This is a genomic window from Haloferula sp. (genome assembly GCF_049672945.1).
Taxonomy (GTDB): domain Bacteria; phylum Verrucomicrobiota; class Verrucomicrobiia; order Verrucomicrobiales; family Akkermansiaceae; genus Haloferula.
This window is the reverse complement of sequence record NZ_JBATWY010000098.1, coordinates 1-20,772: the sequence shown is the minus strand read 5'-3', so window position 1 is coordinate 20,772 and position 20,772 is coordinate 1. Positions and strand designations below refer to the sequence as shown.

General features: G+C 58.4%; 22 protein-coding genes. 11 read left to right on the top strand and 11 right to left on the bottom strand.

Features of this window, described 5'->3' with window-relative positions; translation table 11 throughout:
* Positions 1-46 precede the first annotated feature (46 nt).
* Positions 47-235, top strand: coding sequence for a hypothetical protein (locus tag WBG04_RS08620; RefSeq protein WP_424314002.1), 189 nt, complete (start codon positions 47-49; stop codon positions 233-235).
* A 55-nt stretch (positions 236-290) separates the two neighbouring features.
* On the top strand, positions 291-554 hold the full coding sequence (locus WBG04_RS08615) for a CDGSH iron-sulfur domain-containing protein (protein ID WP_424314001.1): 264 nt from the start codon (positions 291-293) through the stop codon (positions 552-554).
* Between the two features lie 193 nt (positions 555-747).
* On the opposite strand, the gene WBG04_RS08610 is transcribed toward WBG04_RS08615, so the two are convergent.
* From WBG04_RS08610 to WBG04_RS08590, 5 genes are all read right to left on the bottom strand, one after another.
* Complete coding sequence (locus WBG04_RS08610) at positions 748-1,722, bottom strand: hypothetical protein (protein ID WP_424314000.1); 975 nt, start codon at positions 1,720-1,722, stop codon at positions 748-750.
* Positions 1,723-1,763: 41 nt separating this feature from the next.
* The gene (locus WBG04_RS08605; RefSeq protein WP_424313999.1) at positions 1,764-2,420 is read right to left on the bottom strand and encodes an MCP four helix bundle domain-containing protein; all 657 of its coding nucleotides are present in this window, start codon (positions 2,418-2,420) and stop codon (positions 1,764-1,766) included.
* Positions 2,421-2,557: 137 nt separating this feature from the next.
* Complete coding sequence (locus WBG04_RS08600; protein WP_424313998.1) at positions 2,558-3,556, bottom strand: MlaD family protein; 999 nt, start codon at positions 3,554-3,556, stop codon at positions 2,558-2,560.
* A gap of 45 nt (positions 3,557-3,601) precedes the next feature.
* The gene (locus WBG04_RS08595; protein ID WP_424313997.1) at positions 3,602-4,384 is read right to left on the bottom strand and encodes an ABC transporter ATP-binding protein; all 783 of its coding nucleotides are present in this window, start codon (positions 4,382-4,384) and stop codon (positions 3,602-3,604) included.
* 51 nt (positions 4,385-4,435) lie between these two features.
* Positions 4,436-5,461, bottom strand: a complete 1,026-nt coding sequence (locus WBG04_RS08590) for a tRNA dihydrouridine synthase (protein WP_424313996.1) — start codon at positions 5,459-5,461, stop codon at positions 4,436-4,438.
* A gap of 161 nt (positions 5,462-5,622) precedes the next feature.
* Between WBG04_RS08590 and WBG04_RS08585 the strand changes: the two genes are divergently transcribed.
* From WBG04_RS08585 to WBG04_RS08575, 3 genes are all read left to right on the top strand, one after another.
* Entirely contained in the window at positions 5,623-5,829 is a 207-nt protein-coding gene (locus WBG04_RS08585) for an RNA-binding protein (protein WP_419530016.1), read from the top strand.
* Positions 5,830-5,959: 130 nt separating this feature from the next.
* Positions 5,960-6,631, top strand: a complete 672-nt coding sequence (locus WBG04_RS08580; RefSeq protein WP_424313995.1) for a hypothetical protein — start codon at positions 5,960-5,962, stop codon at positions 6,629-6,631.
* On the top strand, positions 6,628-7,143 hold the full coding sequence (locus tag WBG04_RS08575) for a thioredoxin family protein (RefSeq protein ID WP_424313994.1): 516 nt from the start codon (positions 6,628-6,630) through the stop codon (positions 7,141-7,143). Before WBG04_RS08580 ends, WBG04_RS08575 begins: the two co-directional genes overlap by 4 nt.
* Positions 7,144-7,172: 29 nt before the next feature.
* Here WBG04_RS08575 and WBG04_RS08570 read toward each other — a convergent pair whose 3' ends face one another.
* From WBG04_RS08570 to WBG04_RS08555, 4 genes are all read right to left on the bottom strand, one after another.
* Positions 7,173-7,751 (bottom strand): heme-binding protein, encoded by a 579-nt coding sequence (locus WBG04_RS08570; RefSeq protein ID WP_424313993.1) that lies wholly within the window; start codon positions 7,749-7,751, stop codon positions 7,173-7,175.
* Positions 7,752-7,843: 92 nt separating this feature from the next.
* A complete protein-coding gene (locus tag WBG04_RS08565) occupies positions 7,844-8,236 on the bottom strand; it encodes a type II secretion system protein (RefSeq protein WP_424313992.1) in 393 nt (130 codons plus the stop codon).
* Positions 8,237-8,357: 121 nt separating this feature from the next.
* Positions 8,358-8,993 carry a DUF2238 domain-containing protein gene (locus WBG04_RS08560; protein WP_424313991.1) on the bottom strand — a complete coding sequence of 212 codons (636 nt, stop codon included), beginning with the start codon at positions 8,991-8,993 and terminating at the stop codon, positions 8,358-8,360.
* Positions 8,994-9,076: 83 nt separating this feature from the next.
* Positions 9,077-9,850: a dienelactone hydrolase family protein gene (locus WBG04_RS08555; protein WP_424313990.1), complete on the bottom strand. Its 774-nt coding sequence runs from the start codon at positions 9,848-9,850 to the stop codon at positions 9,077-9,079.
* 137 nt (positions 9,851-9,987) lie between these two features.
* Here WBG04_RS08555 and WBG04_RS08550 point away from each other — a divergent pair, with 137 nt between their 5' ends.
* Complete coding sequence (locus WBG04_RS08550; RefSeq protein WP_424313989.1) at positions 9,988-11,313, top strand: DUF2254 domain-containing protein; 1,326 nt, start codon at positions 9,988-9,990, stop codon at positions 11,311-11,313.
* A 35-nt stretch (positions 11,314-11,348) separates the two neighbouring features.
* On the opposite strand, the gene WBG04_RS08545 is transcribed toward WBG04_RS08550, so the two are convergent.
* Entirely contained in the window at positions 11,349-12,659 is a 1,311-nt protein-coding gene (locus tag WBG04_RS08545; protein WP_424313988.1) for a homoserine dehydrogenase, read from the bottom strand.
* 78 nt (positions 12,660-12,737) lie between these two features.
* Complete coding sequence (locus WBG04_RS08540) at positions 12,738-13,106, bottom strand: hypothetical protein (RefSeq protein WP_424313987.1); 369 nt, start codon at positions 13,104-13,106, stop codon at positions 12,738-12,740.
* A 27-nt stretch (positions 13,107-13,133) separates the two neighbouring features.
* On the opposite strand from WBG04_RS08540, the gene WBG04_RS08535 reads away from it, so the two are divergent.
* From WBG04_RS08535 to WBG04_RS08515, 5 genes are all read left to right on the top strand, one after another.
* Entirely contained in the window at positions 13,134-14,420 is a 1,287-nt protein-coding gene (locus WBG04_RS08535; RefSeq protein WP_424313986.1) for an OmpA family protein, read from the top strand.
* 84 nt (positions 14,421-14,504) lie between these two features.
* Positions 14,505-15,302 carry an HAD family hydrolase gene (locus WBG04_RS08530; protein WP_424313985.1) on the top strand — a complete coding sequence of 266 codons (798 nt, stop codon included), beginning with the start codon at positions 14,505-14,507 and terminating at the stop codon, positions 15,300-15,302.
* 83 nt (positions 15,303-15,385) lie between these two features.
* Positions 15,386-18,082, top strand: a complete 2,697-nt coding sequence (locus WBG04_RS08525) for a DNRLRE domain-containing protein (protein ID WP_424313984.1) — start codon at positions 15,386-15,388, stop codon at positions 18,080-18,082.
* Between the two features lie 2 nt (positions 18,083-18,084).
* Positions 18,085-19,575 (top strand): serine/threonine protein kinase, encoded by a 1,491-nt coding sequence (locus WBG04_RS08520; RefSeq protein ID WP_424313983.1) that lies wholly within the window; start codon positions 18,085-18,087, stop codon positions 19,573-19,575.
* Between the two features lie 265 nt (positions 19,576-19,840).
* Positions 19,841-20,605 (top strand): type II secretion system protein, encoded by a 765-nt coding sequence (locus WBG04_RS08515; RefSeq protein ID WP_424313982.1) that lies wholly within the window; start codon positions 19,841-19,843, stop codon positions 20,603-20,605.
* The last annotated feature ends 167 nt before the right edge of the window (positions 20,606-20,772 follow it).

The window sequence follows — 20,772 nt, the reverse complement described above, 5'->3', positions numbered from 1 at the left end:
TTCCCGGTCACCCAAGGGTGCCGCCAAACTCGATATGAAAGTCCGTATGTTTGTGACGTGCTCGGCCGCATTTTTGGCGGCGTGGCTAGGAGTGACCTTTTTCCGGGAGGTGCCTCGCGAGGCCTATCCCCAGCTCGGCAAGGGATCCTTGCCGATTTCCAAGAAGGTGGAAGAGAAGAAGCCGCTGATCGTGCTTGAAGAGGAGCCTAAAGAGCAGGTGGTCACGAGAGATTGAACTGGGCCGACTGTAGGCTGGTCATCTCCGGGTCTGATCGGTTAAGCTGCTCAGCATGGCAGAAGAACCGATTGTGTGTGATACCAAGCCGCTCGGTTTGGAAGTAGAGGCGGGCACTCATTTCTGGTGCTCTTGTGGACGATCTTCGCACCCGCCGTTTTGCGATGGCAGTCACAAGGGAACGGGGCTCCAACCGGTGAGGTTCGAGGTGGCGGAGAAGACGACCGTGTGGTGGTGCCAGTGCAAGCGGACCGGGACGCCGCCAATTTGTGATGGTAGTCACAAGCATGTCTGGATGCCGCCCAAGAAAGAATCGTGAGGACGGCGTTCTGGGCGGGTGGTCGCGAGGAGTGGGAGTGCTCCCAACCCATGGGTGCTACCCGTTTGCGCTTCTACCGTCTGGTGGCCTTGAGGTGCCGGGTGACGGGTGTTTCTGGCTGCATGCGCGTTTCACTTCGATGGAGGAAGATCCAACGGAGGCGAAAGAGGCCAGCGGCGTGCTGGCTGGTTCGTTAGTCGCTGCTGGCTGCAATGAAGCGGCTCATTTCGCGTGGCAGGGGATTCCAGTACTGGTCCTGAAAGCGAGTCTTGAGGTGGATCAGAAAGTCTTCGTAGAGGGCGGCATCGAACTCACTGATCTCGGGCTTCCGGCCATCGAAGGCGAGGTAGTCGGGATGGACGTTGAGCAGCACCATGCCTTGCTGTTCGACCAACCAATCGGTCTTCTTCTTCCAGACCTCGTTGGTTTTTTCGCGCAGGATCAGGTAGAGGGTGGCGTCCTGGGGCAGGGTGTAGGGGAGTTCGATGTAGGACCTTCGCGGATCGGGGTCGGTGACCCGGAAGGGAAAGATGGTGCCGGCACCATCGGGCTGCGGCTCGAAGGGGTCGGTATCGAAGGTCGAGGCGTCGTATTCGATATCGAGGGTCTTGAGCCATTCGAGATTGTGAAACATGAAGCCCGCGCGGAATCCGGTGGCGTTCCAGTCGCGAAGGTAGTCATTGATGCGGACCGCGCATGCATCGAATGACTTGCGCGATTGGTAGAGGGAACCGTCGTGGCGCAGGTCGTGGACGCCGACTTCGAAGCCCTGATCTTCCAGGGACTGGCGGAATTCCTTGGTGACGCGATAGCCACCTTCGGGAATGAAATTGAAGGACGAGCGGAAGCCGTGGCGTGCTTCGAGTTCGGCGAGTTGCTGGCAGCGGTCGAGGCCGGTGGGTCCTTCCACATCGTGGGTGAGTACGACGGCGAATTTTTTTCCCTCGGGCCATCCCGGCCACCCTTCGGGAGTGCGGCCGGCGGACAGCATGATCGGCCAGTCTCTGGCGGTTTGCAGTTTGTAGTTCGCGCGAAGCCGCCGCATCGTATAGCGCACTCCTTGGGGAAGGAAGGGCTTGAAGACATAGTACATCGCATTGATGAGACTCATCCCGCGACCTCCGGTCGAGTCATGGTTGGAGGTGTCTTCCTCTGGAGCGGGTTCCATTTTCGAAAAGAACATGACAGATTCCCTGGTTCTGTTAGGCGCTATTTCTCGAAAGTGACCGGGCGGCGGGTGAGGCGTTCGAGAATGGCGGTTAGGGGGACGAAGAAGCCGTAGACGAAGAAGAAGATCAGAAGCAGGAGCTGGATGCCGATGAGGATATAGCAGAGTTTGATGATTTCCTGTCCGCGTGAGCGGGCGTCGGTGGCATTGTGTTCCACGACATTGCCCATGGCTTCCACGTAGTTTTGGAAGGCGACGACGCACTGGCTTTCGAACAAGGCATCGGCGTCGGCCTTCTTTCCGGCACTGAGAAGTTCCATCACGGCCCGGCGAGAGCTCCGGTAGTCTGCCCTGTTGGCAACCATCTTGTCGAAGGCGGTGTGTTCCGATTCGTTCCTCAGGGTTTCACGGTGTCGTTCAAGAAGACGATCAATTTCCTGATTGTCTTTTTCGATCTCGGTGAGGAGTTCGGTGGCGCTGGTGTTTCCTGTATTGACTGCAACGGCGATATCGAGGAAGCCCTCGGAGACGTGCATGGTTGCGAGGCTGCTGGATGTGAGTCCTTGAAGGGAGTCAGAAACAATGGCGGCGGCTTCCTGTTTGATCAGCCAGAGCGTGGTGACGGGGCTGGTGACGATGAGCAACAGCAGCACGATCACGACTGCGAGGGAGAGCTTTCTAAATGGCTCGAATTTCATGGGGGGAGGGGCTTGGAAGAAGGAAGTCCTCGGGATTCGCGGTCCTCGATCTCATGCGGATGTAGCAGGTGGACGGCTTCGATGCGAGAAAATCAAGCGGGAGCATCGCGAGTTCGTCAGAAAGGAATCGTTCCGGTTCACCGCCGCTCTCGACGAAAGCGAGTGCGTGGGTCGTCCTCGGGAGTTTCTTTGTCGCGGTAGCGGAGGATGCCCTGCTGCTTGAGGTTGCGGATGAAGGTCTTGGCGTCGTCCGAGACTTCCTCGTCGTAGGCGAGGGTGCCGATGAGGCCATCGCCGCTTTCGACTTTGGCAAGGGTGGAGGCGGCTTGGTCGGCAGCTCTAGAGAGGGATGCGACGGCTTTTGGCACATCCTTCAAGGCGGGTTCGAGTTCTTCGATTCGTGCCGTGGCTTCGGTGAAGGTTTGCTCGGCGCTTTCAGTGGCGCGTTTGAAGGAGGCGATGGCATCGCCGGCACCTTCCATGGTATCGGGCAGCTTGACGCTGGCTTGCTCAAGGTTGGCAAGGGTGCTGTCGATACGACCAAGATTGTCGTCGGAAAGCACGGAGCGGTTGACCTTTTGAAGGGTGATGGTCAGTTCCTGGGTGGCGGTCTGGAAGTCTCCGATGGCGGCGTCGATTTTTCCGATGGTGGCTTCTGCCTGTGTTAGAAGACGGCGTGCATCACGTGAGACGGCCACGGCGTTGTCTTGGATCGCGTCGAGGCCTGATGGCCCTCCTCCGATGAGTGTGGTATCAGGTGCGATGTAGTCCTTGGTGGGGCCGATCGGAGGCGTGACGACGACCAGTTTGTCGCCGAGGAGGGTAGCCGAGGCGATTTGGAAAATGGAGTCCTCGGGGATCCTGATGCTATCGAGGATCTCCAGTTCGACTTCGACCTGGACGTTCTCGTTGAGTGCCGGAGTGGTGGCGACTTTGCCGATTTTGGCACCACCCATTCGAACTTCCGAGCCTTTGATCAGACCTGCGGCGTCGGTGAAGACGACGGTCAGTTGGTATTTTCCGACGAAGCGATCGCCGAAGCGGCCGAACTGCACCACGAGGACGGCAAGGATCGCGAGGCCCACGAAAATGAAGAGACCGACAAGGGCTTCGGTTTTTTTCTTCGGTTCGGACATGGATTAGGCGCGGCGGTTTGAGAGCCGGGATGTGGGGACCATAGCCTATGCTTTGGGCGCGGTCACTGGCTTTTCCGGCCAAGCTTCGCCGGAATCGCCTTCGACGAAAGCACGCAACTCTGGATCGTTCGTCGCTTTGAGCTCTTCGGGGGTGCCTTGCCAGGAAATACGACCATCTTTCAAGAACAGTACGCGGTCTGCGATATGAAAGACGGAACGCATCTCGTGAGTGACGACGATGTTGGTCATGCCGTGTTCCCACTGAAGGGTGCGGATCATGTGGTCAATGGTGTCCGCAGTGATCGGATCGAGTCCGGCATGAGGTTCGTCGTAGAGGACGCAGTCGGGGCGATCGACGACGGCGCGGGCGAGGGCGACGCGCTTGCGCATGCCACCCGAGAGGTCGGCGGGCATCTTGTCCTGTTGGTCGCTGAGACGAACGATGTTCAGTGCTTTGTCGACCCGGTTCGAGATTTCCTGCTCATCGCGGATTCCGGCTTCACGCAGTGGGAAAGCGACATTCTCCGCGACCGTCATCGAGTCAAAGAGGGCACCGCCCTGAAACATCATGCCAACCTTGCGGCGGATGGGTACGAGTTGACGTTCGCTGAGGCAGGCGATTTCGGTGTCGTCAATATGGATGGTGCCACCAGTCGGAGTGAGGAGGCCGGGAAGCAACTTCAGAAGCACGGATTTCCCCGCGCCCGAGCCACCGAGCAGCACCAGGGTTTCGCCGCGATGGACGTCGAGGTCGATGCCGCGCAGCACTTGATGCGACCCGAAGGCGTGTTCCAGATTTCGGACCTGGATGAAAGGAGCGTCCGGCATGGGAAGAGTGTGAGCGTGGAGTGGCGCTTTTCCAAGCGCCACTTCGCTTGCTTACGCAAGTTCTGAGAAGCCGCAGAAGAGCCGGGAGCTTTCGTTGGGACGGGTGGGGAAGGGGGCGTCGTGATCAAGGAAAGTACGACAGATGCCGTAGAAGTCTCCGGCCGTTTTGGTGCGACGGAGTTGTTGTTCGAACTCCGGGTCGAAGCCCTGGGTAACGAAGAGCATGGTCTTCTTCATGCGTTGGACGTGGAGCAGCGGGTCGTAGTTCATGCAGTCGTTGGCGATTTCCTCATAGAGCGTGAGCACGTAACCAAGGAGGTCGCGGCAACTCGGGATGCTCGCTTCTTTTCCGAGAAACGCCGCACGGAGTTGGGGGAACAGCCATGGATTGCGAATCGCGCCCCGGCCGATCATCAGACCTGCGGCTTGGGATTGATCGTGGAGTGAGAGGCCCGTGGCCACGTCGACCACATTGCCGTTGGCGATCACCGGGCAGGGCATGGTGTCAACGGCTCGACGGATGCACTCGGGATGCACGGGCGTGCTGTAACGTTCGGCGACGGTGCGTCCATGGATGGCGAGGGCGTCGATCGCGTGTTTTGAGAAGAGTTCTAACAGTGCGCCGAATTCGTCGGGCAAGTCGTAGCCGATGCGTGTCTTGACGGTGAACCGGGTCGGGATGGCTTCGCGGAGGTCACCGAGGATGCGATCGACTTTGGGGAGGTTTCTCAGCAGTCCGCCGCCGGCTTCCTTTTTACAAACGACGGGTGCCGGGCAGCCGAGGTTGAGATCGATCCCGGCGACGGGATGCTCGAGCAGTTCTTTGGCACTGCGTACGAGGTGGGGGACATCCTGACCGATCATCTGGGCGAAGATTGGTCGCCCGGTTGGGTTTTCGTCGATCGAGCGAAGAATCCAGGGATTGAGCCGGGAATCGGGGTGGACGCGGAAATACTCGGTGACATAGACGTCCGCCCCGCCGTAGCGAGCCAGCACCCGCAGGAAGGTGAGATCCGTTACGTCCTGCATCGGCGCGAGGTAGAGCGCCGGGCGGTCGTCTGGGAAGAGGTCGGTCAAGCGGGAGACTCATAGCCTGCCCGGGTCTCCTTGGAAAGGGGCCTTCCGGGTCGCGAAAAAGCGTGCGGGAGAGCCTGGCCAATGGGCTGCCGGAGGCTTTACCTTGACATTCAAGATCCCTTCGAGATGCTCCCACGAGTTGTTTAAGAAAAGGAGGCATTGTGGATAGCGATCTATTGCACACGGAGAAAATTCTGGCGGACCGGAAGACGTTCTTCCTCGATTTGAAGGAGAACTCGCGTGGGATGGTGGTGAAGATCACTGAGGATGTTGGGGGAAATCGTGATACGATCATGGTCCCCGCAGACATTCTTGGGGATTTCATTGCTGCTCTGAGCGATATCAAGGCGACCGCCGACGAGCGCTGAGGGCGGGGGGCCTCGGCTTGGTCATGGCTGGTCTGCGACTGGCGATGAAGTCGTCGCCGCAGATCGCTCGGCTTTGATTCCGGGCAATGAAGGCTTTCACCTCAAGGAAAGCTTGATATTCTCTCTTCCCGTGACGGATGAGAAGAAGGCGGCGCTGATTAGGAGATTGGTGATGGTGACGGTTTTCGGAACCGCCATTACTCTCGGCTTCTTTGTCGAGTTGCCGGTTTGGGATTTCAGCAGGGAAAAGCAGGAAGCCGCCCAGAATAAGGCGGAGGAGGAAGCCGTTCGGGAGGCGCTCAAGGCAGAGAACCGTCTGAGCATTCTCAACTCAATGATTGACGGGAACCCCGACTCCGAGAAGTTGAAGGAAATCTTGGAGCAGTTGAAGAAGGACAAGTATGGCGAGCAGATCGAGGTGGTGGAGCTCAAGGTTGAGACTCAGAAAGCTCTGGCTGACGAACATGGAGTCGATCTTGAAGAATTCGCGGGTCAGCTTGATTTCTATGCCGATGGAGAAAAACTCGGATCCCTCATCGGCGAGACGGATCCATTCGTTGTCGAGCAAACCATCGATCGGTATCTGGCGGGCTTGGTAAAGCGCTACGGTCCGAATTGGCTTCCGAAGGTGCCTGGGATGGCACGGGCCGGTTCGGCGGTTCCCGCTGTCGCCCAGCCGCAAGCCAAGCCAACAGGAGTGCCCGGGATGCAACGCGCACCAAGTGGTGTTCCGGGCATGACGCGGGCGCAGCCCGGACAGACGAACCTCAAGGTTGAACCAGCGGATTCGCCCAAAAAATGAAACCGCTAGTCTTTTGTAGTGCGCTGGTTCTATTGGTCGGATGCGACCGATTGAGCGACGCGTCGGACACGCCGGATACCCCACAGGTCGCGATCAGGGAACTGAGTGCCGATGAATACGAGGACTTCATCGCGACCCCTGGGAAGCTGAGCGCGGTGATGTTTCACGCCGAGTGGTGCGCGCCGTGCAAGAAGCTGGGTCCCGTTGTTGAGGATGTGGTCGCCGAGTTCGAGGGAAAGGTCATCCTCGGGAAGATCGATGTCGATGAGGAGTCAAAGCTGGCTCAGAGCTTGGGAGTGGTAGGCATTCCTGACCTCAGGCTTTTTCGGGATGGAGTGATGGTCGACGCGATGAAGGGAGCGATTCCGAAGGAGCAGGTCCGAAATCACTTCGCCATTCAGGTCGCGCAGGTGGCTGAAAGTGATGGGAGTGCTGAGACGGCTCCCGCCAGCGGGCCTGCGATCGAGCCGATGAAGAGTGATTGGCTGCCGCAGGGATTGGAGCCACGCTAGGAGGTCATGGGCTCGCTTGCGGGGGATCGTTATTTCAAGACCGCCTGAAGCTCCCAGGTCCGCTTGTTGCGCGGAGTCCCGGGGCCGTTGTAGCCGAGAAGACGGAAGCCGAGTGTTTCGACCTTTTCAGCCTCGATGGTTTCTTCAAGTGCGGTCCGCGCCTTGGCGATGTTTTCCTTCGAGTCGTTGCCTTGCCAAGCGTAGCTGTAGGCTTGGACGGCCTTGATGTCGCGCACTTCAACCTTGGCACCGTCGGGTCCCTTGGTGCCTACGGTGCCGTTCTGATAGAGAAAGGCCATGCCCGCCTGACTGAGCTTCCCATCCTGCTCGCTCATCGACATTTCGACGGGAGCTGTCATGGGAATATCGTTCTTTTTGATGTGGGAAAAAAGTCGCCAGAAGGAACTGGTTTCTCCCTTGCCGTTGGTGAACGCAGCCCGGTAGGCCGGATAGGACTTTTTCTCGACCTTGTTGAATGGTCCGGGCTCGGGCCATTTTTCAGGGAGGGGAGCCTCGTTGACATACTTCGGGGCATCGATGGCCTTTTCCTCAGCGTGGAGATTGCAGGCAGCGATCAAGGCAAAGAGTGGGAAGAATTTCTTTTTCACCCAGGAAAAGGACCGAGGAAACGGCCGAGTGCAAGGGATTTGGCATCGCGACGACTTGGAAACAAACCTTGCCGAGGCTCGGCCTCGTGCAATCACCAACCTGCATAGTTGACCGGCACGTGGTTGAACGTCGTCTCAAAAGAGCATGTCGTCATCAGGGTGCCGGGTGTCGGAATAGTCGATTCGTAGGTGTAGGTGCCTCCGGCGGGGCAAGTGGCCGTGGCCCCGAGGTAATTCGTCGGACCAGTGAGATCTGCAGCGACGTCAAGGCTGGTGCCATCCGCCAAGCCGTTGAGATTCTGGTGGGAACGGACCGCCTGCTGGATATTGCGGATATTGATGATGCAGTTGCTCCGGTCCGACCCGCTTTTCCACGCTCTGGCACCTACGAACAGGATGCCCATGAGAGAGAGAAGGACGAGAATCACAACCGTCAACTCGAGTAGTGTCACGCCCTTCGGCAGCTTCCTTTGGTGATGTTTCATGACCGTTTTCCGGTGATTTTAGTGGCGGGGAAGCTCGAACGAAGGATGCCAGAACTACCGCGATGGCCTATTACGCGATCGTGGAGGTAGACATCCAAAATTCGGGTCGTTTCCGAACCTGCTAGCGACGTTTGACCTTGAGGCTATTGACGAACTCCCGGGCGAAATCCCGCTGTCTGCAGACGTGGAGGATCGAGATGGATGTCATCGCGATCAGGGCACCAAGGCTGGCCAGTGCCATGTCCTTGTGGGCGTCCCACGGGTCCCCCTGACTCCCGAGGAATGCCTGGCCGAGATCGCCGCCGAAGACTTCGGCGGCCGCCCATTCGATCAGCTCATAGAGCATCGATGTCGACATCACCAGGTCGAGCGGCAGGAAGTATCCCCAGAAGCCTTTGACGTCCGCGATCCGGAGGAAGATCTCACGCATCGGGTAAACCATCAGGAGCCCATACAGAAAATGCACCAGGCGATCATAGTGATTGCGACCGTCTTCTTCGAGACCAAGCCAGTGGTGGTAGGGGACGTTGCTGTAGGAGTAGTGAGCTCCGAGTTCGTGAAAACACAGGAAGATGAAGATGCAGAGGTAGGAGGCGTTCGAAAATGGGAAGTGACGGGCCGTCAGGACAAGGAGGGGAATGCCGATGAATACGAGGACATTCTCAAGAATCCAGTCGCTGGGGTGAATCGGACGGATTCCCGATGCGATCAGAACCGGAATGAAGATGCCCAGAAGGATGAGCGGTAAACGCCGCATGCTCTATGATGGGCCAGGTTTCGGACGGTCGTCGATCCTCGAAAACCTGCAGGTGGCGATCCGCTCGCCGAATGGGACGAGGATCACTTGAAGATCTCGTCGAAGAACAGGCGCATCGCATCCCACGAGCGCTGATCGGCCTTTTCATTGTAGGCAGCCCCCTTGGAGTTATCGTTTCCGGCCATCTTTTGAGTGAAGGAATGGACGGCGTTGCCGTAGGCGTTGAGCTGCCAATCGGCCCCGGCATCGCGCATTTCCTGTTCAAAGGCGGCCACTTCCTCGCTCGGCACGTAGGGGTCATCGGCTCCGTGGCAAACGAGGATGCGTGCTTTCAGGGTCTCTTTCTCCGCCGCCATGCCTTCCGCTGCACCGAGGCCGCCGTGAAAGGAAACGACACCGGCGACGTCGGCACCGGAGCGGGCCAATTCGAGCACGCCGGTGCAGCCGAAGCAGTAGCCAATGGCGGCGACCTTCGTTTTGTCGGTGCGCGGATCATTGAGAAGCACCTCAAGCCCGGCGAGAAGGCGGGCGCGGAAGAGCTCGCGGTCGCCCTTGTATTTTCCTGCCTCTTTTCCGGCCGCCGGTGGTTGGGGCCGGATTCCCTTGCCATAGATATCGAGGGCGAAGACGTTGTATCCTAGTTCAGCAAGTTGCTTGCTACGAGACTTCTCGTAGTCAGTGAGACCGGTCCACTGGTGGACGATGAGGATACCGGGACGGGGTGCGGAGATGGAATCATCGTAGACGTGGAATCCTTCAAGCGTGGTTCCCTGTTGTTCATAGGTGACATCCTTTTCCACGAGAGTCGCGAAAGAAGTGACGGGAAGAAGCATGAGGAGGACGGATCGAAGGAACATGCCGTAAGGAAGCCGATGAGGATGGCGTGTCAAGGTGCCGAATGGGTCCGAAGGGCGGATTGTGCCAGTGTTTTGATCCTTATCACGGGCGAGTGATTGAACTCCCGCCTGTTCTGTCGAAGGATCAGCCCATTCCCATGAAGACGAAGATTCAACATTTGCTGCATCAACTCCGGGCGAGCTTCTGGGCAATTCCTTCGTTTTCCGTGGCTTTGGCCATTTTGACAGGGTCGCTGCTGGTATGGCTGGATCATCGTGCATCCGATGGGATTGCCTCGCGGTTTCCATGGTTTGCAGGAATTTCTCCGGAAGGAACGACTGCCTTTCTTGGCACGATTGCCAGCTCGGTGCTGGCACTGGCCGGGGTGACCTTTTCCGGCACGCTGGTCGCGCTGACGCTGGCATCCTCGCAGTTCGGACCAAGGCTTTTGCGGAACTTCATTCAAGCCAACATCACGCAGACCACCCTCGGGATTCTTCTGGCGACTTACGTTTACTGCTTGATTGTCATTCGCAACGTCCACGGGAGTGAGGTCCAATTCGTGCCCCATCTCGCCACGCTCTTTGGGTTTCTTTTGAGTCTGCTGAGCCTTGGGTTCTTCATTGCCTTCATCCAGCATGTGGTGGGGTCGATCCAGGCGGAACGAGTCGTCGCGGATGTCTATCGGGAGTTGTGTCAGAGTATTGACCGGTTCTTTGGTCGCGAAGGGGGAGCCGACGAGCGTGAAGAGGAAGAGCGTCGGGATGAAAAGCAGGAATGGGAGGATCTCAACCACGAAGAGACGCTGGACTCAGTGAGATCGGGCTATCTTCAGGCGATCGATATTGAAGGTATCGTGACCTTGGCTTCCGAAAGGGACATCCATTGCCGGATACTGGCCAAGCCCGGCATGTTCATTGTCCCAGGCGGCTCGCTGCTCGCCTGGAATGTATCGAGTCCTCTGGAGGATGAGGATCGAGCGAGCTTTCAGAATTGCTTCCTCATCGGGAGTTGTCGCACGGCGGAGCAGGATTTCGAATACAGCGTCCGGCAGTTGGTGGAGATCGCCCTCAGGGCGCTCTCACCCGGGATCAATGATCCATTTACGGCCATCAACTGCATCGACTACCTCGGAGGCGCCTTGGTGAAGGTGGCGGGCAAGAAGCTTCCCAAAGATGAATTCAGTGATGACGAAGGAGTGGCTCGCGTGAGGATCCGGCCGGATACGTTCAGTTCATTCCTTGAAGCCGCCTGCAATCAGATCCGTCAAGGATCGCCGGACAAGCCCGAGGTTTCGATCCGCATGCTGGAGATGCTCACGGAAGTTGGACGGCAATGTCGTTTGAAGACTCAGCTCGAAGCGGTGCTTCATCAGGGCGATCTCGTCGGCACCGTTGCGCGTGCAAACGCCACCACGAAGGCGGACGAGGAGGCGATCGCCGAGCGTCACGCGGCCTTGATGAAGCTCGGAGACGAGCCATGAGTGGTCTCCCCGGCCTGGAGGTCGTCACCCCATGATTACAGTTTCTCAATCCGGAACACCACCGGCTCGCTGTTGACGCAGTCGAGTTTCCGGATCTTCTGAAGGGTCTCCTGAAGAAGTCCGAAGGGGCAGGTGTGGAGGAGGAAGACCATGTCGACGAAGTCAGCGTCGGGAGTTTCAGGGTCGACCGGAGAGTGGGTGCCGGAAATCCCGATGCCGGCGTCCGCCAGTGCCTGCGCGATTTCAGCAATCACGCCGGGGCGGTCGGTGACGTCGAAGCGGACGTAGTAGGCGGTTTCGGTTTCCTCGACCGGCATCAGCCTGCCTTTTTCGGTGTAGGGCAGGAAGCCGCGGTGGCCGGTGGGCTGGCGCAGCGAGCGGGCAGCCTCGACGAGGTCGCCAACTACGGAGGATGCCGTAGGACCCTGACCGGCACCACGTCCGTAGAAGAGGGACTCACCCGCGGCGTCACCGTGGACGGCGACGGCGTTGAAGACTCCGTTGACGCTGGCAAGGATGTGGCTCTTGGCGATGAAGGACGGTTGCAGGCGGAGTTCGATGCCGTTTTCGTGTTCGCGGACGACGGCGAGCAGCTTGACGACGTAGCCCAGGCGGGTGGCGAACTCGATGTCGGTCGGCCGGACCTGCTCGATGCCGGCGACGTAGACCTTTTCCGGATCGATGGCGAAGCCGTAGGCAAGGGTGGCCAGCAGGATCGCCTTGTGGGCGGCATCCCAGCCGTTGACGTCGAGTGCGGGGTCGGCTTCGGCGTAGCCGAGTTGCTGGGCCTCGGCGAGGGCGGTTTCGAAGTCGAGCCCGCCGGTGGTCATGCGCTCGAGGATGTAGTTCGAAGTCCCGTTGATGATCCCGACCATCGAGTGGATGCGGTTTCCGACGAAGGACTCCTGAACCGTCTTGATGATCGGAATGCCTCCGGCGACGGCGGCCTCGAAGTGGATCGGGGTGTCGTGTTCCTTTGAAAGCGAGAAAAGCTCGGGGCCGCGTTCGGCGAGCAGGGCCTTGTTGCCGGTGACGACGGGTTTTCCGGCACGGAGGGCGGCGGCCACGATGTCGAAGGCCGTGTCGGTGCCACCAATCAGTTCGACGACGATGTCGACTGCGGGGTCGTTGATGACTTCCTGCCAGTTGGTCGTGAGTTTGTCGGCCGGGAGGTCGACCGGGCGTTCTTTCGTGAGATCGCGGACGAGGACCTTGACGATATCCAGATTGACGGTGCCGCCGGTGCGGTCGGCGATGAGCGAGGCGTTGCGTTGCAGAGCGAGGACAACGCCGGAGCCGACGGTGCCAAGGCCAGCGAGGCCGATGCCGAGAGTGGAGCAGTTCACGGCGCGGAGTGTTCCCCGCCCGCCCGCATGCTTAAAGTGCAAAGAGTCGAACTGGCGGGGAAAGAACGAATCGGGAGATCAGCCTTTCAGCGCGCGCTCGGCAGCCAACCAGTCACCGATGGCGTCTGGACCGTATCCGGCGGCGATTCGGGCGCAGGAATTCAGGTAGGCGGCGTAGCGGATTTCCTCTTCGCTGGTGAGCTTGAGACTCGATGGCTTGATGGGTGCTGTAGCTGCGGTCTTCTTCTTGACGGACTTTTTCGCCGTCTTTTTCTTCACCGTGGCTTTGGCCACCTTTTTTGCGGCGGTCTTCTTTTTGGCAGGAGCTTTCTTGGCGGCGACCTTCTTTGAGACTTTTTTGGCGGCTTTCTTCGCAGGCATGGTGGCGGCCAATGGAGCACCCGAGATGCCAATACAAGCGCGAATTGCGGTGCGGGTGATTGTCATGGATGAAAGCGGGCGTATAATGCGGTTGTGGCTGACGGATACACATGGCGCGACATGCGCAGCGACGGTCCGTCCCGGCTTCCCGGGCCGGATCATATCGGCTGGTGGGTCGGTGTGGCCTTGATGCTTGCGATCATTCTTCACGTGGCTGCCTTTTTTGCGCTGGGCCATATCAAGATTGCGCTCGGTTTTGAAGAGGCGGCGGAGATTCGGACGGCCGCCATCAATCTCGAGCCGGTGGCGATCCTGCCTCCGGCGATGGATGAGATCGCCCCGGATCCGGTTGATGAGCAGACGGTCGATGCGGCCAGTTTGCTGGAGGAAATTGATGTGCTTGCGAGCCTGCCTGAGGACACGGAGTTGGACATCACGCCGGATACGATTGATCCCGAGTTCGCGATCAAGCCCCAGCAGCCGATGGCCGAAGGATCGATTGACGCGATCGAGTTCGATCCGGCGGACAATTTCGATCTCGATACCGAGCTTCCTGAAATGGGAAAGACGGCGGACCCGCTGCCGCTCGCGGCGGAAGGTCAGGTGATCGTTGATCCCGGCGAAGTGGAAATCAATGATCCGAGCCTCGATGCCTTTACCGAAGAGATTCTGAAGAAAGGTGCAGGTGGAACGGCAAAGGAGGGCACTCTGGATGGTGTGGTGACGCTGGATGATTTGGTCGGGCTGCCGGAGAACGTCTTGGTCGGAAAGAAGACGATGCTGCCGAGCGACTTGCTGTTTGAGTATGACAGCGCGGATTTGCGGGAGAGCGCACGGGTCGGACTGATGAAGCTGGCTTTGCTGATTGAACGGAATCCCGGGCTCTACTGCTGGATCGAAGGGCATAGCGATCTGTTTGGAGGCGATGCCTACAATCTCGATCTTTCGCGGAAGCGGGCGGCATCGGTGAAGGACTACCTGAGCTCATCACTGCGGCTCGACAGCGAGCGCATTCACACGCGTGGATACGGCAAGACAAGGCCGATTGTCGCGGGGGGAAGTGTCGACGAGCAGTCATCGAATCGCCGGGTTGAGATCAAGATGCGCCGCACCTTGCCGCCGGATGATGAGCCCGTGGTGATGGAAGAAGCCCCGCAGCCGGTGGCTCCTCCCAAACCTGAGCCTGAGCCGCCGAAAGCGATCCTGGTGAAGCCGCTGCGGGAGTTTCCGCCGGAGCAGATGGTGGAGGAAGAGCTGGTCCCGAAAGCGGTTCCCGTGGAGGAAGAGGTGCCGCGTGCGATACCGGTGGAAGAGGAGGTTCCACGTGCGATTCCGGTGGAGGAGGAGCCGCCTCGGGCAAGGGCGGTGGAGGAACCCTGAGCTTGAATGGCCGACAGAAGCTGACGACCCGGTCTTGCGCTGATACCAGTCGCCAGGTTCGGAAAGCCGTGCTAACAGAGCGATGTGAGACCCCTCGAATTGCCCGAACAAGCGCAACTCGTCCTATCGTTTGATTTCGATGGCACCTTGCACGATCCCGCCGTGAATCCACCGGTTTGCGATCGTTTTTTTGAGACGATCCGCAAACTGCGCGAAGATCGCGGGGCGATCTGGGGTATCAATACCGGGCGTTCGATGAACCATGTGATCGAGGGTTTGGTCGAAAGCCGCTTTCCGTTTTCGCCGGACTGGGTGGTGGCGCGCGAACGCGAGATTTGGTTTCCCAACAACTTCGGTCGTTGGATCGGTGATGAAAAGTGGAACAAGACCTGCGAAAAGGAGCACAGGAAGTTCTTCAAGAAGGTCCGCAAGGTGCTCAAGGCAATCCGTGCTGAAGTCGAGGAGCACACCGGTGCGACCTGGATCGAGCAGGAGGGGGATCCCGCCGGGATTATCGCCAAGACCGAGGAGGAAATGGTGTGGATTGTCGGACGGGTGCGGGAGCTGACCGTGAGCGAACCCTTGCTTGGCTGGATGCGGAACTCGATCTATCTGAGGTTCGGCCACCGGAAATACCAGAAAGGTAGTAGTTTGCGGCAGGTGGCTTCGGGATTCGGGCTTGATGTCTCGCGGAGTTTCGCGATCGGGGACAGTCACAACGATCTTGAAATGCTCAATCCGGATTCTGCGGCGATGTTCGCCTGTCCGGGCAATGCGGTTCCGGAGATCCGCGCCCATGTGAAGGCGCTGGATGGCTATATTTGCAAGGCGTCGCACAGCGAGGCCTGTGTCGAGGCACTGGAGCACTATTTGAGCGCATAGCAGGTGGGGAAATTCGTTCCTCGTATTTTGCGGTTGAGGCAAAAAAGGTCGAGAGAGTGGCCGCGATCTGTTATGCGGCGCCCATGCGATTTTTGGTGATAGGCTGTCTGCTCGGACTGGCTACCTCAGCAACTGGTGAGGTTCGGGTTTTTCAAGAAGGCCTGAGTGGCTGGAGCGGCACCTTTGACCGGATCGTGATTGGGGACGGAACGGCGATCGATGGGGCGTCGGTTGAAAGCTATTTTCTCGACGGTGATCCATTTGTAACATCGGAAGCGGAGGACAAGAGCCTGTTGCTTCGCTTTGACGGGATCTTCGGCGAAGCAGCGGGGCAGGTGCCTTTGGATGCGACGATTCTTTCAGCACGCCTGATTCTGAAGACGGAGGAAAACCCGTCTGTCGGTCCGTATGTGATCGGTCAGCTTGATCAGGCGGTGAGTTCGACGACAACTTATGCCGGCCTCGGGACTCCGGGGTTTCCGGGAGCACGTGGTTCGGTGCTGCGGCCGGTGACAGCCGGGTTCATCGACATGAAGGAGGGCGAAATCGTGCAGGCGGATGTGTCCCGGATCGTACGCAATTGGCAGGGCGGATCACCGAATCATGGCTTGGCGATCTATTCGTCATACACGACCGATAGCTGGTTGGTCGCCGCGAGCGGGAATGCTGAAGTCGGGCGTCGGCCGAAGCTTGAGATTGAGTTTACAACGGACGCGACGGAGTCCCTGGTTTTCGGGGCCAGCCGCAGCGCGGTTTTGGATGGCAGGGAGGGAGTCCCGACCTTCGACGGTTCCTTGCAGGCAACGGCGGTCATCGATGCGGGTCCGGACGGGGATCAAGAGATCCTGTTGGCGTTTGATGATCTTTTTGGTGAGGGAGAAGGCCAGATTGCTTCCGATCAGAGGATCTTGAAGGCGGATCTCGTGCTGACCACCTCGCAGCAGGCCGAGTTGTTCGATGATTTTTCCGACTCGCGGGACTTTTTCAGTATCCATCCGATGCAGACCGGCTGGGATCTAACAGACGCGAACATGGACAACTTTCCCGATCTGGATTTCGGGGCATTCGGACCGACGAAGGCAGCCGGGCAGATCGGCACGGTGGAGAGTGAGTTTGCCGGGGTTGGAGAAGATTCGCAGGCACGCGCGGACATTACCGAACTGGTGAAATCCTGGCGTGCGGGGAAGCCCAACCACGGCGTGAACCTCAAGACGAATTCGCTGCCTGGCGATGGGTGGCGGGTGACGATGCCGGGAACTTCGGGTGCCCATGCGCCGTTTCTTGAAATCACGACGACATCGGTTCCGGCACCGGTCCAGGAGGGAACGGTCGAGTTCAGAAATGGTGTTGATGGCTATGCGGGCACCTTTCAAATGAGAATCGATCTGGGTGATGGTCGCCGTCTGCCGGAAGACTTTCCGAATTACGTGCTTGAGGGTGATCCGCCTGAAGAGGACGCGAGTGATCTGCTTCGCTTTGATGGTGTGATTGGGACTGATCAGGGGCAATTGCCGCCCGGAGCAAGGGTGCTTTCGGCATGGCTCGAGTACTCGACGGCCGGGGCAAGCGTGAGCTCGTCTTCAGAGGGGCCATTCACGGTGGCGGCGCTGAATTCAGCGGTCGATGGGTCGACGCTTTACTCCGCGATCGATGGCGGTGCGGGGGTGCGTGGCATCAGCGGTCTCAGGGTTGGCGGGTTTTCCCGGACGGTGACAGGCCGTCGTGAGGTCGCTGATGTGTCGGCCATCGTGCAGGCCTGGGCGGATGGCGGGACGAATCACGGGTTTGGCGTTTTTGCTTCGCAAACCAGTGACGGCTGGGAAGTGGCGACGATTGGCGATGTCGTGGCAAGAAGGCCGAGCCTGAGGGTCGAGTTTACCACCGCCCCGACCACTGTGTTGACTCTGCCAGCTGAGGAAGTCGCGATCCTGGAAAGCAACGATGTGACGGTGGATGGCACGACTGTTGGTTTCGGCAAAGCCGATGGTGATCCGGATACACGAGTCATGCTTGGCTTTGATAGCCTGATCGGCACCGGCGATGGCCAACTCGATCCCGCTGCCACGGTCCTCAAGGCATGGTTGGTGATCGATACCGGACCGCAGAGTGGGGACTCCTGTGTCGGACCGGTTGTGGTGGAGCCGATGCTCGTTGATTGGAGTGTCTCTTCATCCTTCTCGGATTTCGGAGTGAATGGTCCGGATGAAGGGGAAAGCGAGACCGGGGGGATCGTTGCCGGGTTCTATGGCATGGGGCTTGATACGGAGTGCCGTGTGGATGTGACCGATGTGGTTGCGGGGTGGCAAAGTGGGACGGCGAACGAAGGTTTGATGTTGAGGGCGCTGACGGATGACAGCTGGTGGATGCGCATGCCCGGCGGTGGCCTGGATCGGGCACCGAGCTTGGTGATCATCACTGAAGAAGCTATCGGGAGCGGATTTGCCGACTACGTCGCGGGCTTGGGCTTTCCGGGACTTGATCAATCTAACGACGATGATGAGGACGGCCTGCCTGCCCTGGTCGAGTATGGTCTGGGTCTGAGTCCGGGAGAATTTGATCGTACCCCCGGGCTGGTTCGCAACGGGGGAGGGCTTCGTCTCGATTTCATCAAAGGGACAGAGGCCAGGGCAGATGGCGGACTCTCGTTTGAGATTGAGTACAGTGATGATCTTGAGAATTGGGAGGAGCCCGAAGGAGTGGTTGAAACCGCCGACGGTATTGGACTGACGATTGCTCCTGATGGAAAGGGATTCTATCGACTGGTGGTCACCGAGCTCTGACGATGATGGAAGAGCAGTGCCGGACTTGCGGGGGGGATTTGAAGAAGAGCGCGGCAGGCCTTTTCTGCGCGCGGTGTCTCTATGGCACGGCGATGGAGGAGCTGGCGGGAAAGCCCGAAGCGGCGACACCAGACTGGCGGGAGATGGCGGGATTCCTGCCGCAGTATGATTTTGTGGGAGAGATCGGGCGTGGGGGAATGGGCACCGTTTACGAAGCGCGTGACCCGGAGGATGGCGGCCGATTGGCGGTGAAGGTTCTCGCTCCTTCGTGCGCGATGAACCCTGAGCTGGTGGAACGTTTCCGAAGGGAAGCGGAAGTCATGGAAACGCTGCGCCATGATCGGATCGTGAGCGTGAAGCATTGGGGCGAGCGTGGTGGCTTGCTGCATCTGGTCATGGAGTTCGTGCCGGGCGGGGACGTGGCGAGCCTGCTGCGAAAGAAGGGAAAACTTGAACTCGAAGCGGCGGTCGAGCTGATCGGCCAAGCCTGCGAAGGCTTGGAGTTTTCCCACTCCCAAGGGATTTTGCATCGTGATATCAAACCGGGGAATCTTCTGTTAGATAAAGAGGGCCGATTGAAATTGGGAGACTTTGGATTAGCCAAAGTAATGGACCAAGCCAGCACGATGGGTCTGACGATGACCAACGCGGCGATGGGTACCCCGCGCTACATGGCTCCGGAACAAATGTCGGGTGCCGAGACAGTCGACGAGCGGACGGACGTCTATGCCTTGGGGGTGGTGTTTTACGAAATACTCACGGGCAGGCTTCCGGGAGGGAATTTTGCGCTGCCGTCTGAACTCGTGAAAGTCGGCGGACGGGTGGATGAGGTGGTGCTGAAGGCGCTGAGCGAAGCGGCAGAGGATCGCTATTCAAGCGTGGCGCAGTTCCACAAGGCGCTGCAGGGATTGGTGAAGAAGAACGGTCGCCGGCAACTGCTCGTTGGGCTTGGATTGCTGCTTGCCGCAGCGATGGCGATTCCACTGATGACGAGTCGAGCGATTTTGCAAGGCGAGGCTTGGATCTTTGAGGCCCGGGACGGTGGTGAACTACCCCAGGGTTTTCCAAAGCGTTTGGAAGGCGTGCTTGATTTGCGCTTGAGTGATGCGCAGCGCGAATTCGGTGTCGCGCTGATGGAGGATGGCTCGTTGTGTGGATTTGGTGATGACTCGTATGGTCAGGCGAGTCCTCCCGGTGGAAACGATTTTGTCATGATTGCTGTCGGACGCGGTGAGCGCGCCGCGCACGGGCTTGCTCTCACAAAAGACGGCAGAGTTGTTGCCTGGGGAGACGATAGTTTTGGTCAGTCGCAGGTGCCGGCGAATCTAAGCGATGTGGAAGCCATCGGTGCTGGCGAGTTTTCTTCGATGGCGCGGATGAAAGACGGTAAGCTGAGGCGTTGGGGAAAGGCCGAGGAGGAACCCCTGCCCGCGGATCAGGTCGGAAGTGACCTTAGCTTGGGCCGGTCGGTCAAAGCACGGAGGGAGGATTAGTCGGTCCTTTCTGCGATTGGATTAAGCCGATCGCGACCCCTCATTTCATGGACCGATCTCTTTACGGCCCTAGGGATCAGCAAACCCCGCTTTCCGAGATCTGTCATCCATTTTAGTGACATGACAATTCCTCCGTCATGCAAGAGATTCATATCCGTATCTCCATCGCGGAACCTGAAAAAGCAGGGGCTTGGAGTCTAATGAAGATTAGCCCTTACGATCAGGAGTAATAATCCCAAAAGAAAATAAACCTAAATATTGTAAAATGAGGAAGCAATCACTCCCCTCCAACCCCGGCCGGTGGGGCTCCATCAGCCGACCCTTGATAAAGCGATTTCCTGGAAATAATCAAGTTCTTCGAAGGAATGGTTTTACCCTCGTAGAATTGATGGTGGTGATCACGATTATTGTCGTGCTCGTGTCGCTTTCATTTGCAGGCTACAGAAGACTGAAGAGCAACGCTTCGGCGATGGTGGATGCGAACGACATGAGAACCATTCACACTGCAATTCACATGTATGCCGAAGACAATAATGGTTTTCTTCCGGTGACTTGGGCCGGGGTCTCCCCGGTCTATAGACCGAACGCCAAGGACTTGACGACCGCTCTGGCGCCTTACCTCGGAGCGAATAATCCGAAGAGCGGACACTTCTTCAAGGAAATGGCCTCCGAGAACTTCCAAAAGGAAGCGAATGATAACCACGGCCCCTCAATGCTTGTCATGCATGATGTGTATTCTGGAAAAGGGAGGGTCAAAAATCCAGGACGACCAAGTCCAATGTTCCAACCATTTGGCTATCCGAACCCGTATCGGGCACCCATGAGATTGTCAGCAGCCGTGTCCAAAATGGGTAATCCGGCGATGCGTTTGCTGATCACTGAAAATGATCAGGCCCAACCGAACTACGCGAGAGCCAAACCGGGCTGGTACGATAAGCTTCCTGAGGGAATGGCACATGGCAGCTACCGTTTGGGCCTCTACTGGGATGGCCATGTCGGCAAGTTGGACATCAATTTGCTGCCAAAGTAGGGCTTTTCAGCTCGGTGCTTCGAGCGGGCTGATCGCTGGTCGACTCTTCAAGCCGTGCTTCACCCAAAGGACGTCGTGGATCTTCTTTGGTCCCCAAGTTGAATGCAGACGCTTTTCTGCAACGATCAGGCGCTCGACACACTCCTCAGTCCGGTTCGCCACACACT